Source organism: Pseudomonas sp. HS6 (assembly GCF_023375815.1).
GTDB lineage: Bacteria > Pseudomonadota > Gammaproteobacteria > Pseudomonadales > Pseudomonadaceae > Aquipseudomonas.
The window spans coordinates 1988795-2005623 of sequence record NZ_CP067412.1; the positions used below are offsets into that span (position 1 = coordinate 1988795).

The 16829-nt window shown below is 60.0% G+C and carries 14 protein-coding genes; 5 read left to right on the forward strand and 9 right to left on the reverse strand.

Annotated features, from left to right (window positions below; all coding sequences use genetic code 11):
- Positions 1 to 7: 7 nt before the first annotated feature.
- Positions 8 to 1201, reverse strand: coding sequence for an efflux RND transporter periplasmic adaptor subunit (locus JJN09_RS09185; protein WP_249486961.1), 1194 nt, complete (start codon positions 1199 to 1201; stop codon positions 8 to 10).
- A gap of 49 nt (positions 1202 to 1250) precedes the next feature.
- Positions 1251 to 2498, reverse strand: a complete 1248-nt coding sequence (locus JJN09_RS09190; protein ID WP_249486963.1) for a TolC family protein — start codon at positions 2496 to 2498, stop codon at positions 1251 to 1253.
- A 409-nt stretch (positions 2499 to 2907) separates the two neighbouring features.
- Between JJN09_RS09190 and JJN09_RS09195 the strand changes: the two genes are divergently transcribed.
- The 3 genes from JJN09_RS09195 (at position 2908) to JJN09_RS09205 (ending at position 6320) form a co-directional block, all read left to right on the forward strand.
- Positions 2908 to 3582, forward strand: coding sequence for a heavy metal response regulator transcription factor (locus tag JJN09_RS09195; protein ID WP_249486964.1), 675 nt, complete (start codon positions 2908 to 2910; stop codon positions 3580 to 3582).
- Positions 3579 to 4985, forward strand: coding sequence for a heavy metal sensor histidine kinase (locus JJN09_RS09200; RefSeq protein ID WP_249486965.1), 1407 nt, complete (start codon positions 3579 to 3581; stop codon positions 4983 to 4985). The genes JJN09_RS09195 and JJN09_RS09200 overlap by 4 nt, the downstream gene beginning before the upstream one ends.
- Before the next feature lie 456 nt (positions 4986 to 5441).
- Entirely contained in the window at positions 5442 to 6320 is an 879-nt protein-coding gene (locus JJN09_RS09205) for an alpha/beta fold hydrolase (protein WP_249486967.1), read from the forward strand.
- A 43-nt stretch (positions 6321 to 6363) separates the two neighbouring features.
- Here the strand turns inward: JJN09_RS09205 and JJN09_RS09210 are convergent, their stop codons facing one another.
- The 6 genes from JJN09_RS09210 to JJN09_RS09235 are packed head-to-tail and all read right to left on the reverse strand — an operon-like array spanning position 6364 to position 12313.
- The gene (locus JJN09_RS09210; protein ID WP_249486968.1) at positions 6364 to 8106 is read right to left on the reverse strand and encodes an ABC transporter substrate-binding protein; all 1743 of its coding nucleotides are present in this window, start codon (positions 8104 to 8106) and stop codon (positions 6364 to 6366) included.
- Positions 8107 to 8153: 47 nt separating this feature from the next.
- Complete coding sequence (locus tag JJN09_RS09215) at positions 8154 to 8426, reverse strand: DUF2160 domain-containing protein (RefSeq protein ID WP_027925091.1); 273 nt, start codon at positions 8424 to 8426, stop codon at positions 8154 to 8156.
- Between the two features lie 10 nt (positions 8427 to 8436).
- Positions 8437 to 9237 carry a carbohydrate ABC transporter permease gene (locus JJN09_RS09220; RefSeq protein WP_249486970.1) on the reverse strand — a complete coding sequence of 267 codons (801 nt, stop codon included), beginning with the start codon at positions 9235 to 9237 and terminating at the stop codon, positions 8437 to 8439.
- A 9-nt stretch (positions 9238 to 9246) separates the two neighbouring features.
- Positions 9247 to 10113, reverse strand: coding sequence for a carbohydrate ABC transporter permease (locus tag JJN09_RS09225; protein ID WP_007981247.1), 867 nt, complete (start codon positions 10111 to 10113; stop codon positions 9247 to 9249).
- Complete coding sequence (locus JJN09_RS09230) at positions 10110 to 11219, reverse strand: ABC transporter ATP-binding protein (protein WP_249486971.1); 1110 nt, start codon at positions 11217 to 11219, stop codon at positions 10110 to 10112. The genes JJN09_RS09225 and JJN09_RS09230 overlap by 4 nt, the downstream gene beginning before the upstream one ends.
- A complete protein-coding gene (locus JJN09_RS09235; protein ID WP_249486972.1) occupies positions 11219 to 12313 on the reverse strand; it encodes an ABC transporter ATP-binding protein in 1095 nt (364 codons plus the stop codon). The genes JJN09_RS09230 and JJN09_RS09235 overlap by 1 nt, the downstream gene beginning before the upstream one ends.
- 249 nt (positions 12314 to 12562) lie before the next feature.
- On the opposite strand from JJN09_RS09235, the gene JJN09_RS09240 reads away from it, so the two are divergent.
- Together JJN09_RS09240 and JJN09_RS09245 are read left to right on the forward strand one after the other, a co-directional pair.
- Positions 12563 to 14410: a sigma-54-dependent Fis family transcriptional regulator gene (locus JJN09_RS09240; protein WP_249486974.1), complete on the forward strand. Its 1848-nt coding sequence runs from the start codon at positions 12563 to 12565 to the stop codon at positions 14408 to 14410.
- 244 nt (positions 14411 to 14654) lie between these two features.
- Positions 14655 to 15527 (forward strand): undecaprenyl-diphosphate phosphatase, encoded by an 873-nt coding sequence (locus JJN09_RS09245; protein WP_249486976.1) that lies wholly within the window; start codon positions 14655 to 14657, stop codon positions 15525 to 15527.
- A 67-nt stretch (positions 15528 to 15594) separates the two neighbouring features.
- Here the strand turns inward: JJN09_RS09245 and JJN09_RS09250 are convergent, their stop codons facing one another.
- Entirely contained in the window at positions 15595 to 16803 is a 1209-nt protein-coding gene (locus JJN09_RS09250) for an MFS transporter (RefSeq protein WP_249490782.1), read from the reverse strand.
- Positions 16804 to 16829 lie beyond the last annotated feature (26 nt).

Consider the following 16829-nt stretch of genomic DNA (forward strand, 5'->3'; position numbering starts at 1 on the left):
TCCGCGATTAATGACTGTGCTCGGCCGAGGCTTTGCCCAGCTCCGATTTGAGGACGAAGCTGCCGGCGCTGGCGACTTGCACGCCCGGTTCCAGTCCGGCGGTGACTTCCACCTGACCCGCCGCGCGACTGCCCAGCTCCACCGCTTGCGCCTTGAAGCCGTCGTCCGTGCGGATGAACACCGTGGGTTTGTCCTCGACGGTCTGGATCGCGGTTTCCGGTACGGCGACTTTGGCCTGGCGGCTGTCGGTCGCGACCAGCGCGGTGACAAACAGGCCGGGACGCCACGAACCTTGCGGGTTTTCCAGGGTGACGCGAACGGTCGCGGTACGGGTCTGTTCGCCGAGCAGGCTGCCGACGTAGGCCACGGTGCCGGTGACTTCGGCGTTCAATTCCGCTGCGCTGACCGTGACGGGTTTGCCCACTTGCACCTTGTTCAGATCCTTCGGTGACACGCCGAAGGTGACCCACACCCGGGATAAATCCGAGAGCGTGAACGCCGCCGTGGTTTCATCGACCACCTCGCCCGGCGTCAGGTGTTTTTCCACTACCACACCGTCGAACGGTGCCCGCAGTTCATAGCGATTACCGCCGGTGGCGACCACGCTGCCGCTGAGCACGCTGATTTTTTGCCGGGCGTTGTTCAGGGCGATTTCGGCTTCTTCCAGAGCCTGACGCGCCTGGAGGAAATCCTGCTCGGCGGAAATTTTGTCCTGCCACAGTTTCTTCTCACGCTCAAACGTCGTGCGCGCCAAGGTCAGACGGCGTTGCGCGGCCGCCTGTTCGCTGCGCTGATCGGAAATCTGCTGGCTGGCGATCACGGCCAGCAACTGGCCCTTCTTCACCGACTGCCCGAGATTGACCGACACCGACTCGACCACGCCCGGTACGCGCGGCACCACATGCGCGGTGCGGTCCTCGTCGAAGCGCACTTCGCCGGGGAACGGCAAGCCGAGACTGATGCGCTGCGCCTTCGCCTCTGTCAGTTGAATGCCCGCCGCCGCGATCTGTTCGGCCGTCAGTTCGATGTGCCCTTCTTCGCCATGTTCACCTTCAGCGGCAGCGCCCTCTTCGGCGTGATCCGCATGTTCGGCGGCCTCATCGGCATGCGCGTCGATGCCTGAGTTGGCCGTCCACATCGAGCCAATACCAATGCCCAACGCCAAGGTCGCCGCAGCGACCACAATCAGTTTTTTGTCCATGGAAACTCCTCTGCGCCGAGCCTTCGCGCAGTGATCAAAAAGTTGAAATTCAAGGGCTGACGCTGAGGTCGCCGAAAATGCGTTCGATGCGGACTCGAGCGTCGGTCGACTCGCTCACCGCCTGGATGTATTGAGTACGGGCGCTGATCAGCGTGCGCTGGGCGTCGAGCACGTCGAGGAAGCCGAACTTGCCCATTTCGAAACCGCGAGTGGCGCTGTCCACCGCACTTTTCGCGGCGGGCAGGATGGTCTGGTTGAACGCTTTGATTTCGCCGTTGGCGGTCTGCCATTGCGCAAGCGTGGTCTGGATTTCTGTGCGTAAGCGCAACTCGGTAGCGTTGCGCAGATCCCGCGCCTGATCGGTACGCCGCGCCGCCGCCAGCACATTGCCCTGATTACGGTTGAACAGCGGGATCGGCATCGACAGCCCGACCACGTTGACCCGTTCGCGCTCGGTTTCGCTGTACTGACTTCCGATGCTGACGGTGAGATCGGGAATCCGCTGGGACTTTTCCAGCCCCAGCGACGCCTCGCGCTGGTCGATCTGCAACTTGGCCAGACGCAGCTCCGCTGTTTCGTTCAGGCGCTCAAGCAAACGGGTCGGCGGCGGGACATTCGCCAGGGTCTGAGCAGCGCTTTGCACTGAGGTCGAAGTCGGCAACGGTGCACCCATGACCTGCGCCAGTTGCTGGTACGCATTGGCCTGATCGCGCTCAGCGCGGCTAAGTTCCAGGCGCACTTCCGAGAGCTGTACTTGCGCACGAGTACCTTCCACCGGCGACGACTTCCCCGCCTCAATCCGCCCTTGGGCAACACGCAAACCGTGTTCGGCGAGTTGCAGCGACTGCCGGGCCAGTTGCAACCGTTGCTGCGCCGTTTGCGCGCCGTTGAACGCTTGAATCACATCGGCGCGCAATGCGTTGCGCTTGCGCTCCAGTTCGATGCCGGCAGCGTCCTGGGCACGGCTGGCGACGTCGATCCGGGCGCCACGCTTGCCGCCCAGTTCGATCGGCTGGCTGAGCATCACCGTGGTGGTGCGCGACTGGCGCCGGGTGTCTTCGGCCTCCCAGGAAACCTCGGGGTTGGGGATCAGACCAGCCTGTTTGCGGTCACCTTCGGCAATGCCGATTTCCCACTGCGCTGCGGCCAGATCCGGGTTGCCGGCAAAGGCGGTTTGCAGGGCCTGATCCAGGGTCAGGGTCGAAGCACTGGCAAGGCTTGTACAGGCCAACAACAAGAGGCCGCTGGCGGTTTTTTTCAGGCGCGTTCGCGCCGTCCGTTCTATTAAACCGGGCAATGGAAGGCTTCCTTCAATGAAGATTCTTTGATTGCGCCACGGTAGGGTTTTGAACTTATCGACAAGGTGACTGGAAAATTACAAATCCGTTATCCACGGTTTATAGAAGTTGTTTTGCTCTAGGATTCGAAGTTCGAATGGCTTTGCTGCAATACATGGAAACAAATGCACGTTAGTTATCCGCCGAATAGCTCTTGCCGAAACCGGAGTCATGGAAAATTCGCTTTTCTGCTGCGACAGGCTGTCGCGGATGGCCGACTTAAAGGCCTCAGGCGTTGACTCTGTAGCCACTACAGCCTTTACCGTGCACGCCATTCAGTTATTGAAACCGTCCGGAAGCCCCTACAAAAACAATAACTTTCCCGGCCACCTTAATTAAAAGCCCATTAAATATAAGTGGTGAAAAATCATGCGAATCCTTGTCGTCGAGGACGAGCTTAAAGCTGCCGAATACTTGCACCAGGGTCTGACCGAAAGTGGTTATATCGTTGACCACGCCGTTAATGGCGCGGATGGTTTGCACTTGGCGCAACAACAGGTGTATGACCTGATCATTCTGGATGTGAATCTGCCGGAACTCGACGGTTGGGGCGTGCTGGAGCAGTTGCGCCGCACCCACTCGACCCGAGTGATGATGCTCACCGCACGCGGTCGACTGGCGGACAAGATCCGGGGTCTGGATCTGGGCGCCGACGACTATCTGGTCAAGCCGTTCGAGTTTCCGGAACTGCTGGCCCGGGTGCGCACCCTAATGCGCCGTAGCGAAAACATCCCGGTGCCGCAGGTGCTCAAGGTCGCCGATCTGGAACTCGATCCGGGCCGCCACCGGGCATTTCGCGGCACGCAGCGCATCGACCTGACCACCAAGGAGTTCGCCCTGTTGCATCTGCTGATGCGCCAGTCCGGCGAAGTGCTGACCCGCACTCAGATCATCTCGCTGGTGTGGGACATGAATTTTGACTGTGACACCAACGTGGTAGAAGTTTCGATCCGCCGCTTGCGGGCGAAGATCGACGACCCGTTCGACAGCAAACTGATCCACACCCTGCGCGGTGTCGGCTATGTGCTGGAGGCGCGGGAATGAAGCCGGCCAGCCTGTCGCTGCGACTGGGTCTGACCGTCAGCATCCTTGGCGCGTTGCTGGTGGTGTTCCTGGCGATCCTCGCGTATTTCGCCTTGACTCATGAGCTCAATGCATTGTCCCGGGACAGCCTGGAAAAGAAGATGGCGCAGGTGGAACACAGCCTCTCGCTGTACGTCGATGCCAATGAGGTCAGTGGCAAACCGCACATTCTGCTCGATCAGGTCATGGGGCATGACAACCTGACGCTGACGATTTATGACCGCAGCAAACTGCGCTCCCCCCTGCTCAAGTCCGGCTCGGGATTGGCGGATCCACGGATCGAGTTGAAGGTGGTGCGAGAGACGACTGATCAGTTGACCTTCACCGACAGCACCGATGCGGAAGGTGCGAAATTTCTTACTGCATCAAAGCTGATTCGTCTGAAGGACGGCAGCAACGTACCGGTGCTGCTGTCGATGGACAATGCCCATGATCAGGCGTTGCTCAGCGCCTACTTGCGCTCGACGCTGATTGCCTTGCCGCTGCTGCTGGTGTTCATCGGCCTGACCGCATGGGGCGCGGTGCAGCGCGGACTCGCGCCGCTGCGCGAGTTTCGCAAAGTGGCGGCGCGAGTGACGACGCAGGATCTCGATCACCGGTTGTCGGTGGTGAACATGCCTCAGGAACTCAGCGAGCTGGCGCAAGGCATCAACGTCATGCTCGATCGCCTGGACAGCGGTGTGCAGCAGTTGTCGCAGTTCTCGGATGATCTGGCCCATGAGCTGCGTACACCGATCAACAACCTGATGGGCAAGGCTCAGGTCACGCTGTCGCGGGAACGCTCGGTCGAGGAATACACCGACGTGCTGGTGTCCTGCACCGAAGAGCTGGAGCGCGTCGCGCGAATTGTCTCGGACATGTTGTTTCTGGCCCAGGCCAGCCAGCCGATGGCGCACGCCTCGTTCGAGCCGATTGCACTGGAAGAAGAGGCGTTCCGGGTAGCCGAGCTGTTTTCCCTGTCGGCGCAGGACAAGCAGATCCATCTGAAGGTGGTCGGCAGCGCGCAGGTCTCTGGCGACCGACTGATGATTCAGCGAGCGATATCGAACTTGCTGTCCAATGCCCTGCGCCACTGCCCGCCCGGCAAAACCGTTTCGCTGTTCATCGAACAGGCGCCGACACAAGCGGCGTTGCGGGTGAGTAATCCTGGCGCGGGTATCGAAGCGCAGCATCTGCCGCATCTGTTCGACCGTTTTTACCGGGTCGACAGCAGCCGCACCCGCTCGCAGGGCAGCACCGGTCTGGGGCTGGCCATCGTGCGTTCGATCATGAGCCTGCATTCGGGCACCGCGCAGGTGCAGAGCCGTCCGGGGGCGATGACGGTTTTCAGTCTGGTGTTCCCAGTGTTCGCAGAAAAGCATTAAGACCCTCAAACAGATTTGTGCGGTGTTTTCTCAATCTCCATCGGAAAAATCACCGCACACATCCGCCATAAGTCTTCGCAAACCTTTCAGTGCGAATTTGCGTCGACCTAGCGATGAAACGTCTGACAAAGGCATGAAACAAAACGTTGTTGAGGGCTAATGCATCGTCGCTTCGCTCGCCTTCAACCACCCCGTCCACCCCCTCTAAAACAAGCCTTTACGTCGATCGTGGCGTGTCTACTCACAATTTGTCAGTAGGTACTTCGGCGCTCCCAAAAACCGCGATTGGAAACCTCTGGTCATCTTTGACCTCATCGTCGCTGTGCTTCTAGATTCGGCTCTCGCTTGAAACCGTTCACTCAACAGACAACCAGGAAGCACACACCATGAGCGCCATTGGATGCATGAACACAAACCCGATCCATAAACCCGATATCGCCTGACGGCCAACTCAACATGACCTTTTCCCTGCAAGGCAGAGGCTATTACCCGACCGGTGATGGCCATCAACTCTACTGGGAACGCCATGGCATTGCGGGAAGCGAACCGGTGTTTTTCCTGCATGGCGGCCCCGGCGGGCGCTGCAGTCGTCATCATCTGGAGTTCTTCGACCTGCGCCGCTTCGACATCATCCTGTTTGACCAGCGCGGTTGCGGGCGCTCGACGCCCTACGGCGAACGGCGCGACAACACCACCGGCCTGTGTGTCGAAGACATCGACGCCCTGCGCCAGCACTTCGGCTTCGAAAAAATCAGTGTGCTGGGCGTTTCATGGGGCAGTTGGCTGGCGATCCAGTACCAGCAGCGCTATCCGCAGCACCTGCTGAAAACCACACTGGTCTCGGTGTTCGTACCTTTCGCAGCCAATGTCCGGTCATACGATCAGGCACTCCATGACGGGTTGGCACAATCGCCTCAAGCGACGTCAGGCCATCGCGCCAGGGACATCTACCGGATACTCCGTGAAGGCTGCCCATTGCAACAGCGTGTCGCCGCCATTGAATGGTTGAATGGGGTTTTGCGCCGCACGGGGCAGACGGTTTGCCCCGGCACGCTGGAGAGTTTCGTCGATCAGGAAGCAGTGCTCGCCATCCGCCTGGAGCTGCATTACCACCTGCAAGGCTATTTCTTCCAGCCAAAAAACCAAGACCTGATCCTCGACGACAACACCCTGCTGATCCAGGGCATCCGCGATACCTTCGGCATGGCCAGCGTGCGCTGGCTCAGAGAGCGGATGAACCTTCACTGCCGTTTGCTGCACGCCGGGCACAACGCCTTTGAAGGCGCCATCCTCAAAGCCGTACGCCGGGCGGTGAAACGTGAAATCGAAGGCTGAAAAAAACGGCACCCGAAGGTGCCGTTCTGTTCCCCAAAAGCGCTTACTTGCGTGCCGCCTCCCACGACTTGAGCAGTTCGTTGTAGCTCACGGTTTCGCCCTTCGGTTTCTCGTTGGCCAGTTTCGGTTTTGGTGCACCCGGCTGATCGAACCAGTATTGCGCGTCGCGCTCCGGGTTCATTTTCGGAGCACACACCGCTTGGGCCTTGGAGCGTTCCAGACGGGTCATGATCGCGTCCTGATCCTTGGCCAGGCCGTCGAGCGCCTGTTGCGGAGTCTTGTCGCCGCTGGCGGCTTCAGCGATGTGGCTCCACCACAGTTGTGCCAGACGTGGGTAGTCCGGCACGTTGGTGCCGGTCGGCGTCCATTGCACGCGGGCCGGGCTGCGGTAGAACTCGACCAGACCACCGAGTTTCGGTGCCAGGTCAGTCATGGCTTGCGAGTTGATGTCCGACTCGCGGATGGGCGTCAGGCCGACGATGGTTTTCTTAAGCGACACGGTTTTCGAGGTCACGAACTGCGCGTACAGCCAGGCCGCGAGTTTCTGTTTCTCAGGCGTGGACTTCATGAAGGTCCAGGAACCCACGTCCTGATAACCCAGCTTCATGCCCTCTTCCCAGTACGGTCCGCGCGGCGACGGTGCCATCCGCCATTTCGGCGTGCCGTCGGCATTGACCACCGGCAGGCCCGGTTTGGTCATGTCGGCGGTGAACGCGGTGTACCAGAAAATCTGCTGGGCGATGTTGCCCTGGGACGGCACGGGGCCGGACTCGGAGAAGGTCATGCCTGCCGCTTCCGGTGGCGCGTAGGCCTTGAGCCAATCCACGTACTTGGTCGTGGCGAATACCGCCGCCGGACCGTTGGTGTCACCGCCGCGAGTCACGCTGGAACCCACCGGATGGCAGTCCTCGACGCGGATGCCCCACTCGTCCACCGGCAAGCCGTTGGGCAGGCCCTTGTCGCCGCCACCGGCCATGGAGAACCAGGCATCGGTGAAGCGCCAGCCCAGCGACGGGTCTTTCTTGCCGTAGTCCATGTGCCCGTAGATGCGTTTGCCGTCGATTTCCTTGACGTCTTCGCTGAAGAATTTGGCGATGTCTTCATAGGCGGACCAGTTCACCGGCACGCCCAGCTCATAGCCGTACTTTTCCTTGAACTTGGCCTTCAGGTCGGCCCGTTCGAACCAGTCGGCGCGGAACCAGTACAGGTTGGCGAACTGCTGGTCAGGCAATTGATAGATCTTGCCGTCCGGCGCGGTGGTGAACGAAATGCCGATGAAGTCCTTGATATCGAGGGTCGGCGAGGTGAAGTTCTTGCCTTCGTTGGCCATCAGGTCGGTGATCGACTCGGTCTTGCCGTAGCGAAAGTGCGTGCCGATCAGGTCCGAATCGTTGACCCAGCCGTCGTAGATGTTCTTGTCCGACTGCATCACCGTCTGCATTTTTTCCACGACGTCGCCTTCCTGCAGCAGGTCGTGGGTCAGCTTGATCCCGGTGATTTCGGTGAAGGCCTTGGCCAGCACCTTCGATTCATATTCGTGGGTGGTCAGGGTTTCCGAAACGACCTTGATTTCCATCCCGCGAAACGGCTCGGCGGCCTTTATGAACCATTTCAGCTCTTCGAGCTGCTGCTCGGCTGTCAGGGTCGACGGCTTGAACTCGCTGCCGATCCATTTTTTTGCCGCGTCTTCGTACGCATCGGCCCAGGCGGTTGCGCTCAAACCGCTGAGTGCCAGCATGGCCGCCAATGAAATGCTATGTCGCAGCTTATTGTTTTTGTCGAACATAGAGACCTCCTGTTTAAGTTCTGGAGCACGATTGCCGAGCGATTCGACTAGCCCCAACGCATCACAGCCAACAGCCACACCAGGGACAACGCGGACGCCACCCAGATGCTCCAGTCGGTCACGCCGATTACCAGCAAATGCAGGTAGGCGCTGCCGAGAAGACCGATGAACAAACGATCACCACGGGTGGTGGCAATCGGTAGAAGCCCTCGCCGCAAGATGCTCGGCGAGCGCAGTTCCCAAGTGGTCATGCCCACCAGGATCAAGCCAATCACGATGAAAAACGCCGCCGTCGGGACGGTCCAGCTCATCCATTCCATCATCAGTTCCTCAGACCCGGCCCAGGGCAAAGCCCTTGGCCACGTGGTTGCGAACAAACCAGATCACCAGCATGCCCGGCAGGATGGTCAACACCCCCGCCGCCGCCAGCACGCCCCAGTCGATGCCGGACGCCGACACCGTGCGCGTCATCACCGCTGCGATCGGCTTGGCATTAACCGAGGTCAGCGTGCGCGCCAGCAGCAGTTCGACCCAGGAAAACATGAAGCAGAAAAACGCCGTCACCCCGATCCCGGAGCCAATCAGCGGAATGAAGATCTTCACGAAGAACTTGGGAAAGCTATAGCCGTCGATGTAGGCGGTTTCGTCGATTTCCTTGGGCACGCCGGACATGAACCCTTCGAGAATCCACACCGCCAGCGGCACGTTGAACAGGCAGTGCGCCAGCGCCACCGCGATGTGGGTATCGAACAGACCAATCGACGAATACAGCTGGAAGAACGGCAGCAGGAACACCGCCGGCGGCGCCATGCGGTTGGTCAGCAGCCAGAAGAACAGGTGCTTGTCGCCGAGAAAGCGATAACGGGAAAACGCATAGGCTGCCGGTAATGCCACGCTCAGGGAAATCACCGTGTTCAGGCTCACGTAGTACAGCGAGTTGAGGTAACCGGTGTACCAGCTCGGATCGGTGAAGATCACCTTGTAGTTGTGGAAGGTGAAATCCTGGGGAAACAGCGTCAGGCCGCCGAGGATTTCGGTGTTGCTCTTGAACGACATGTTCAGCAGCCAGTAGATCGGCACCAGCAGGAACAGGATGTAGAGCAGCAGGGGTATCAGTTTTCTTTTGCTCATGGCCGGGCCTCAGCGGTTGGCGTCGCTGTGGGTCATGGCGGTATAGAACAGCCAGGACACCAGCAGGATGATCAGGAAGTACACCAGCGAAAAGGCTGCCGCTGGCCCGAGGTCGAATTGGCCTACGGCCATCTGGGTCAGGGTCTGACTCAAGAAGGTCGTGGCATTGCCCGGCCCGCCGCCGGTGAGCACGAACGGCTCGGTGTAGATCATGAAGCTGTCCATGAAACGCAGCATCACCGCGATCAGCAGCACGCTTTTCAGCTTGGGCAACTGGATGTGCCGGAACACCGCCCAGGCCGAAGCCCGGTCGATCCGCGCCGCCTGGTAATACACATCGGGAATCGCCCGCAGCCCAGAGAAACACAGCAGCGCCACCAGCGAGGTCCAGTGCCAGACGTCCATCACCAGCACCGTGACCCACGCATCCATGGTATTGGCCGCGTAGTTGTAGCTGATGCCCATGGCGTTGAGGCTCGAACCCAACAGGCCGATGTCGGCACGACCGAAGATCTGCCAGATGGTGCCGACCACGTTCCATGGAATCAGCAACGGAATCGCCAGCACGATCAGCACCACCGACGACCAGCGGCCCTTGGTCGGCATGGTCAGGGCGATGGCGATCCCGAGGGGGATTTCGATCAGCAGCACGCACGCCGAGTAGATGAACTGACGCAGCAACGAGTCGTGCAGCCGTGGATCAAGCAGCACCTGCTTGTACCAGTCGGCACCGACGAAGTAGCGGCTGGACTGGTCGAAAATGTCCTGCACCGAATAATTGACCACGGTCATCATCGGGATCACCGCACTGAATGCCACCAGCAGGAACACCGGCAGCACCAGCCACCAGGCCTTGTTGTTCTGCACCTTGTTCATGGCTGTACCTCTTCGCTGGCTTCGAGCAGGAACTCATCGGCATAGACCATCAGCCACTGCGCCGGGAAACTGATGTACGCCGTGCCCTGCGGCACCGGTTTGTCCTCGGCCAGGCGCACTTTCAGCGGTGCGCCGTCCAGATCCAGGGTCATGGTTTTGTAGGTGCCGAGGTCTTCGACGTGTACGACCCGCGCCTGCATCGCGTCATCAAACGGCTCGTCCCACACATGAATGAACTCGGGGCGGATGCCGACCTTCAGGTTTTTCCACTGGCCATGTTCGATATGCCGTTGCAGCGCGTCGGACAGCGGCAGATGGGTCGAGTTGAAACCGACGCCGCCCGGTTGCGGCTGCACCTCGATCAGGTTCATCCCGGGGCTGCCGATGAAGTAGCCGACAAAGGTGTGGCTCGGTCGCTCGAACAATTCCCGGGGCGTACCGAACTGAACGATCTGGCCGCCGTACATCACCGCAATCTTGTCGGCGAAGGTCGAGGCCTCCAGTTGATCGTGGGTGACGTAGACCATGGTGATGTTGAACTGCTCGTGGATCTGCTTGAGCTTGCGCCGCAGTTTCCATTTCAGGTGCGGGTCGATCACCGTCAATGGCTCATCGAACAGAATCGCCGAGACGTCGTCACGCACCAGACCACGGCCCATGGAGACTTTCTGTTTTTCGTCGGCGGTGAGGTTGCGCGCCTTCTTGCTCAACAAGTTTTGCAAGTCGAGGACTTCGGCGATTTCCTGCACCTTGCTGTGCACTTTCGCCTCGGCCATGCCCTGATTGCGCAGCGGGAAGGCCAGGTTGTCGAACACGGTCATGGTGTCGTAGACCACCGGAAACTGGAAAACCTGCGCGATGTTGCGTTTCTCCGGCGTCAGGTCGTTGACCGCTTTGCCATCGAACAGCACATGGCCCTGAGACGGGCTGAGCAGGCCGGAAATGATGTTGAGCAAGGTCGACTTGCCGCAACCCGACGGCCCGAGCAAGGCATAGGCGCCGCCCTGCTCCCAGATGTGATCCATCTCGCGGATCGCGTAGTCCTCGGGCCCGCTCGGGGTGCTGGTGTAGCTGTGGGCGAGGTGTTGCAAACGGATTTCGGCCATCAGGCAACCCTCGCGACACGCCGGCCCGGTGCCTGCACCAGACGGCCCAGCGCATCGAACACAAACAGTTTATGGGTCGGGATATAGATGCGAATCGGCGCATCGACGTCGTATTCGTGAACGCCGGGCAAGTGCAACACCAGCAGGAAATGCTCGTTGCGCACATGCAGGAAGGTTTCCGAACCGCTGATTTCCGCCACCTCGACGGTTACCGCCAATTCGAGGTCGTCGTCGTTGCTCGGCACCAGCGAGATATGACTCGGACGCACGCCGAAACGGAATTCGCCCTCGCCCACCGGCCGCAGATCGACGTTCAACGGGAAGTGCACGAAGTTGGCGAAACTCACTTCGTTACCGGCGATGCGTCCCGGCATCAGGTTGATCGGCGGCTCGGAGAACAGTTCGGCCGCCAGCACCGTTTGTGGCTGGTGATAGACCTCGGTCGACGGGCCGCTCTGGATCACCCGGCCTTCGTGAAGAATGGTGGTGGTGCCGCCCAGTGCCAGCGCTTCGTTGGGCTCGGTGGTGGCGTAGATGGCGATGGTGTGGCGCGCCTTGAACAGCTCACGCATTTCCTGGCGCAGTTCTTCGCGCAGTTTGTAGTCGAGGTTGACCAGCGGTTCATCGAACAGGATCAGCTCGGCATCCTTGACCAGCGCCCGGGCCATGGCTGTGCGCTGTTGCTGGCCACCGGAGAGTTCCAGCGGATAGCGCTTCAGGAACTTCTCGATGCGCAGCATCTTCGCGGTGTCCTGCACCTTGCTCTGGATCTGCTCATTGGAGATCCCGGCCTGGCGCAGCGGCGAGGCGATATTCTCGAACACCGTCATGGTCGGGTAATTGATGAACTGCTGATACACCATCGAAACGTTGCGCAGGCGCACCGGACGCTGGGTGACGTCGACGCCGTTCATCAGGATCCGACCGTTGTCGGGCTTGTCCAGACCGGCCATCAAGCGCATGAGGCTGGTCTTGCCGGACAGCGTGCGCCCGAGCAGGACGTTGAAGGATCCGGCTTCGAATTTCAGGCTCGCATCGTCGATCCAGGTCTGGCCCTCGACGGTGCGGCTGACGTGCTCCAGGGTGAGTGACATGGCTCGGCCTTTTTATTATTGGAGTCAAGCGACGTGTGCAGTAGAGCGACATTCGTGCCAGAAATCCCAAGCCGTTGATTCGCCGCGAAAATCGCCGAAAACGCGGGCAAACCACCTTCATTGCTGAACACATTTGAACAGTTCAACGATTGACAATGAACAATAGTGAACAACACTCTATCGATGCTTTTCAGGTCCCGAGGGGCCTCATAACAATAATAAAAACGCTGCTTTCAGAGGCTGACTGTCATGGCCGCACCTGTCCCGCCGCTTTCCCACGAGGCCATTGTTCAGGACTCCTGGTCCCGTTGCCGCGCCTTCGGTCTCAAGCATCAAAGTGTCCCGGCGTTCGATCAGTTGCCCTCCGCCGGCATCGCCCAACTGCTCGACAGTCACCATTCGCTGGTGCAGACCACCCACCAGGAAGTGCTGCCGTACTACGAGAACATCCTGAGCAATTCCAACTGCCTGATCATGCTGGCGGACAATCAGGGCCAGGTCCTGACGTCCTGGGGCACCCAGCGCTTTATCGAGCCGAATCTGGCGCGCGGCTTTCAGGCCGGCGCAAGCTGGATGGAGCGCTCAAGCGGCACCAATGCAATCGGCACGGCGCTGGCCTGCGAGCAGGCGGTGCACATCGAGCACGACGAGCACTTCCTCAAGGCCAACCGCTTCATGACCGGTTCCGCCGCGCCGATTTTCAACGCCGAACGCAAGGTCATCGCGGTGCTAGATGTGTCCAGCGACAGCTACCTGCCGCCCTCGCACACCCTCGGCATGGTCAAGATGATGAGCCAGACCGTGGAGAACCGGCTGATCCTCAACCTGTTCCATGGCCAGCACTTTCAACTGACCTTCAACACCGGGTTGAACAACCTCGACAGCCAATGGGCAGGGTTGCTGATTTTCGATGAAAGCGGTCAGGTGTTGTCGGCCAACCGCCGGGCCGACAATCTGCTGGGCGTACGCCTGTCGCGGGTGAGCGTCGAGAGTCTGTTCAAAGTTTCATTGCTGGAACTGCTCAATCAGCCTGACGGCTTGCCGTTTTCCTTGCAGACGTCGGGGCGCAACCGATTCCAGTGTCTGTTGAAACGGCCTAAACAGGCGCCCATTCAGGCGCGGGTGTTCGCTGAAGCCAAAGCCACCGAAACGACGGTCGCCGCCCCCACGGCCATCAGCCTGAGCACCCTGCACTTCGGCGACAGCCGCGTGGAAAAAGCTGTACGTCAGGCCGAGCGGCTGCTGGAAAAAGACATTCCTCTGTTGATTCACGGTGAAACCGGGGTCGGAAAGGAAGTGTTCGTCAAAGCCCTGCATCGGGCCAGCTCTCGCAGCAAACAGGCGTTCATCGCCGTGAACTGCGCCGCGATCCCCGCCGAACTGGTGGAATCCGAGCTGTTCGGCTACGAAAAAGGCGCGTTCACCGGCGCCAACCAGAAAGGCAGCATCGGCCTGATCCGCAAGGCCGACAAAGGCACGTTGTTCCTCGACGAAATCGGCGACATGCCGCTACCGACTCAGGCCCGTCTGTTGCGGGTGTTGCAGGAGCGTTGCGTGCAACCGGTGGGCAGCAGTGAATTGTTCCCGGTGGATCTGCGAATCATCTCCGCCACCAACCGTTCATTGCGCGAGCAAGTGCAGCTGGGACGGTTTCGCGAAGATTTGTACTACCGCATCGGCGGCTTGACCCTGGAATTGCCGCCGCTGCGCGAGCGCACTGACAAACAAGCGTTGTTCAAGCGCTTGTGGGAACAACATCGCGAACCGACGCAATGGGCGGGATTGAGCCGCGAGGTGCTGGAGTTGTTCGACCGGCACCCGTGGCCGGGGAATTTGCGTCAGGTCAGCAGCGTGATGCAGGTCGCGTTGGCCATGGCCGAAGAGCAACCGGTAAGGCCTGAGCATTTACCGGATGATTTTTTTGTCGACCTGGAGATGGAGCCACTGGATACGCCAGAACCCTTGGGGATCGACCTGAATGACAGCGAGGCGTTGAATCGGGAGTTGCAGGCGGCCGGCGGCAATATCTCCCATCTGGCGCGGCGGTTGGGCGTCAGTCGCAATACGCTCTACAAGCGCTTGCGCCAGGCTGAGTGACCAGGGGCCGAAGGCACGTCAAATCGTCGCTCCCACATTAAATTTTCGTCATCTGCGGTTTTGTCTGCGACACGAATCCCCCGTGGGAGTGAGCCTGCCCGCGATGACGCCGGTGCGGCCATCAAAAACCATCCAGCCCACCCATTGACCACACCGACTAGACTGTGACGAAATGTTTCAGCTTTTCGCTGCATCCCTTTGATCCAGACACCTCCCTCCTCCTGCCCCTCACAGGACAAGCTCTTTGACCAACATCTGCACCACCGGCCTTGATATCGGCTTTGCCTCTCTCGATTACCTGCAAATCGGCATCCTCGGCATCATTCAAGGCATCACCGAGTTGCTGCCCGTGTCCTCCACCGCCCACATGCGCATCGTCCCCGCCCTGCTCGGCTGGCCCGATCCCGGCTCGGCGTTTTCCGCCGCCATGCAGATGGCCGCACTGGCGGCGGTCATCAGTTACTTCTGGCGAGACGTGAGGCAGGTTGTCACCGGCAGCGTTGACGCTGTGCGCCAGCGCGATTTCAATAATCAATGGTTCATTCTGGCGGTGGCCATCGTACTGGCGACCATTCCTATCGGTATCGCGGGGCTGGCCTTGTCCTCGACGCTCAATGCCTGCAACTCGCCATTGCGCGGTTTGATGGTGATCGGGATTTCCTGCGTGGTGATGGCGGTGTTGCTGGCCATCGCCGAGCTCACGTGCCGCCACCGCCGCACCGTTGGCGAAATGCGTTTGCGCGATGCGCTGATCGTGGGTATTGCTCAGATCGGTGCGCTGATTCCCGGGGTTTCGCGCTCCGGGTCGACGCTGACGGCGGCGCTGTTCCTCAATTTCAAACGTGAAGAAGCCGCGCGCTTCTCCTTCCTGCTCGGTTTACCGGCCATCGCGCTGGCGGGTTTGAAGGAGTTGTGGGTGCTGTTCCATGCGCAACTGCCGGCGCAAGCCTGGGCGCATCTGATTTTCGGTCTGGTGGTGGCCAGTATCTCGGCGTTCTTCGCGATCTGGGGCCTGATGCGCTTTCTGGAGAAATTCTCCACCTGGCCATTCGTGATTTACCGCGCAGTACTCGGGATTTTCCTGATCGTCGCGGTCAGCACCGGGCTGTTGAGCTAAGGCCCGCCACAAAAAACAAAACCCGCCTGGTGCGGGTTTTGTTTTTTGTGCCTTCTTTCAATGCACGTTACCGGCAGGTCGGTTCAGCACTCGGGGCGGATACGGTGCCCAGTGTACGCAGCCCGAGCAGCACCACGATCAGCATCGCCAGCCCGGCGAAAATGGCGACACCGAAACCGGCCCGAGCGCCGTAGGCATCAATGATCAGACCTGAGAGCAAGCCACCCAGAGCGACGCCGATGCTGATGCCAGTGGTCATCCATGTCAGCCCTTCGGTGATCCTCGACGGCGGGATGATGATCGTCCCCAGTTTCATGACCACGACCATCGTTGGCGCAAACGATATGCCGGCGATAAACAGCATCGCCGAGAGGACATAAACGTCAGGCGAGAACAGAGGCAATATGCCTGTGATGGCCGTGACCAATATCCCGATAAAGAACTGCTTTTCTATCGGCAGGGAAACCCTCAAGGCACCGAACGTCAGGCCCGCCACCAGCGAACCGAACGCATAGGCGGCGAGGATGAAGGTCGCAGAGGCAGGCCAGCCTTGCGCATTGGCGAAGGCGACAACGGCGACATCGATCGAGCCTCCGATTGCGCCCATTGCCAACAGCGCCAGCACGATGGTGGGAACGCCGGGAATCAGCAGGGTTGAACCCGTATGCCGCGTATGGCCCACAACAACCTTGGGTTCGGTCTGACGCTGCAGGAGAAACGCCGTCACCCCGACAGCCAGCAGCCCGACCGCGACCAGCGGCCCGGCTTCGGCAAAAAAGCTCACGCTCAATCCGATCGCCAAGGGTGGGCCGATGATATAAGCGAGTTCGGTCAACACCGTATCCAGAGAGAACGCCGTGTGCAGCTGCGGCTTGCCCCGGAACAATTGCGTCCAGCGTGCCCTGATCATCGATGGCATGCTCGGCATGGTGCCCGCCAATGCAGCCAGAACAAACAGCAGTGCCGCCGGCGCCCTCATGTAGACGGCGAGGATCAGCGCCAGCAACATGCCAATGCTGAACGTCGTCACGACAGGCAGCACACGGCTTTGGCCGCGCTGATCGACAAGTTTCGAGATGTACGGGCCGATCAGTGCGTTGGCGAGGGTAAACGTACCGGCGACTGCACCGGCCAGCCAGTAGACACCGGTTTGCTCCACCAGCATGGTAATGATGCCAATGCCGATCATCGCCTGCGGCAATCGCGCGATGGAGCTCGCGAGCACCAACCCTGTTGCGCCGGGGGTTGTCAGGAGTTCGCGATAGTGGTTTGCCATGATGTCTCCATTCCATAAACGTCGCC

What these genes read in the sequence shown, in the direction of transcription:
- JJN09_RS09200 (WP_249486965.1), top strand. Translation starts at nt 3,579, where the DNA reads ATGAAGCCGGCCAGCCTGTCGCTGCGACTGGGTCTGACCGTCAGCATC.
- JJN09_RS09215 (WP_027925091.1), bottom strand. Translation starts at nt 8,426, where the DNA reads ATGGAATGGATGAGCTGGACCGTCCCGACGGCGGCGTTTTTCATCGTG.
- JJN09_RS09185 (WP_249486961.1), bottom strand. Translation starts at nt 1,201, where the DNA reads ATGGACAAAAAACTGATTGTGGTCGCTGCGGCGACCTTGGCGTTGGGC.
- JJN09_RS09230 (WP_249486971.1), bottom strand. Translation starts at nt 11,219, where the DNA reads ATGGCCGAAATCCGTTTGCAACACCTCGCCCACAGCTACACCAGCACC.
- JJN09_RS09240 (WP_249486974.1), top strand. Translation starts at nt 12,563, where the DNA reads ATGGCCGCACCTGTCCCGCCGCTTTCCCACGAGGCCATTGTTCAGGAC.
- JJN09_RS09195 (WP_249486964.1), top strand. Translation starts at nt 2,908, where the DNA reads ATGCGAATCCTTGTCGTCGAGGACGAGCTTAAAGCTGCCGAATACTTG.
- JJN09_RS09235 (WP_249486972.1), bottom strand. Translation starts at nt 12,313, where the DNA reads ATGTCACTCACCCTGGAGCACGTCAGCCGCACCGTCGAGGGCCAGACC.
- JJN09_RS09205 (WP_249486967.1), top strand. Translation starts at nt 5,442, where the DNA reads ATGACCTTTTCCCTGCAAGGCAGAGGCTATTACCCGACCGGTGATGGC.
- JJN09_RS09250 (WP_249490782.1), bottom strand. Translation starts at nt 16,803, where the DNA reads ATGGCAAACCACTATCGCGAACTCCTGACAACCCCCGGCGCAACAGGG.
- JJN09_RS09210 (WP_249486968.1), bottom strand. Translation starts at nt 8,106, where the DNA reads ATGTTCGACAAAAACAATAAGCTGCGACATAGCATTTCATTGGCGGCC.
- JJN09_RS09220 (WP_249486970.1), bottom strand. Translation starts at nt 9,237, where the DNA reads ATGAGCAAAAGAAAACTGATACCCCTGCTGCTCTACATCCTGTTCCTG.
- JJN09_RS09225 (WP_007981247.1), bottom strand. Translation starts at nt 10,113, where the DNA reads ATGAACAAGGTGCAGAACAACAAGGCCTGGTGGCTGGTGCTGCCGGTG.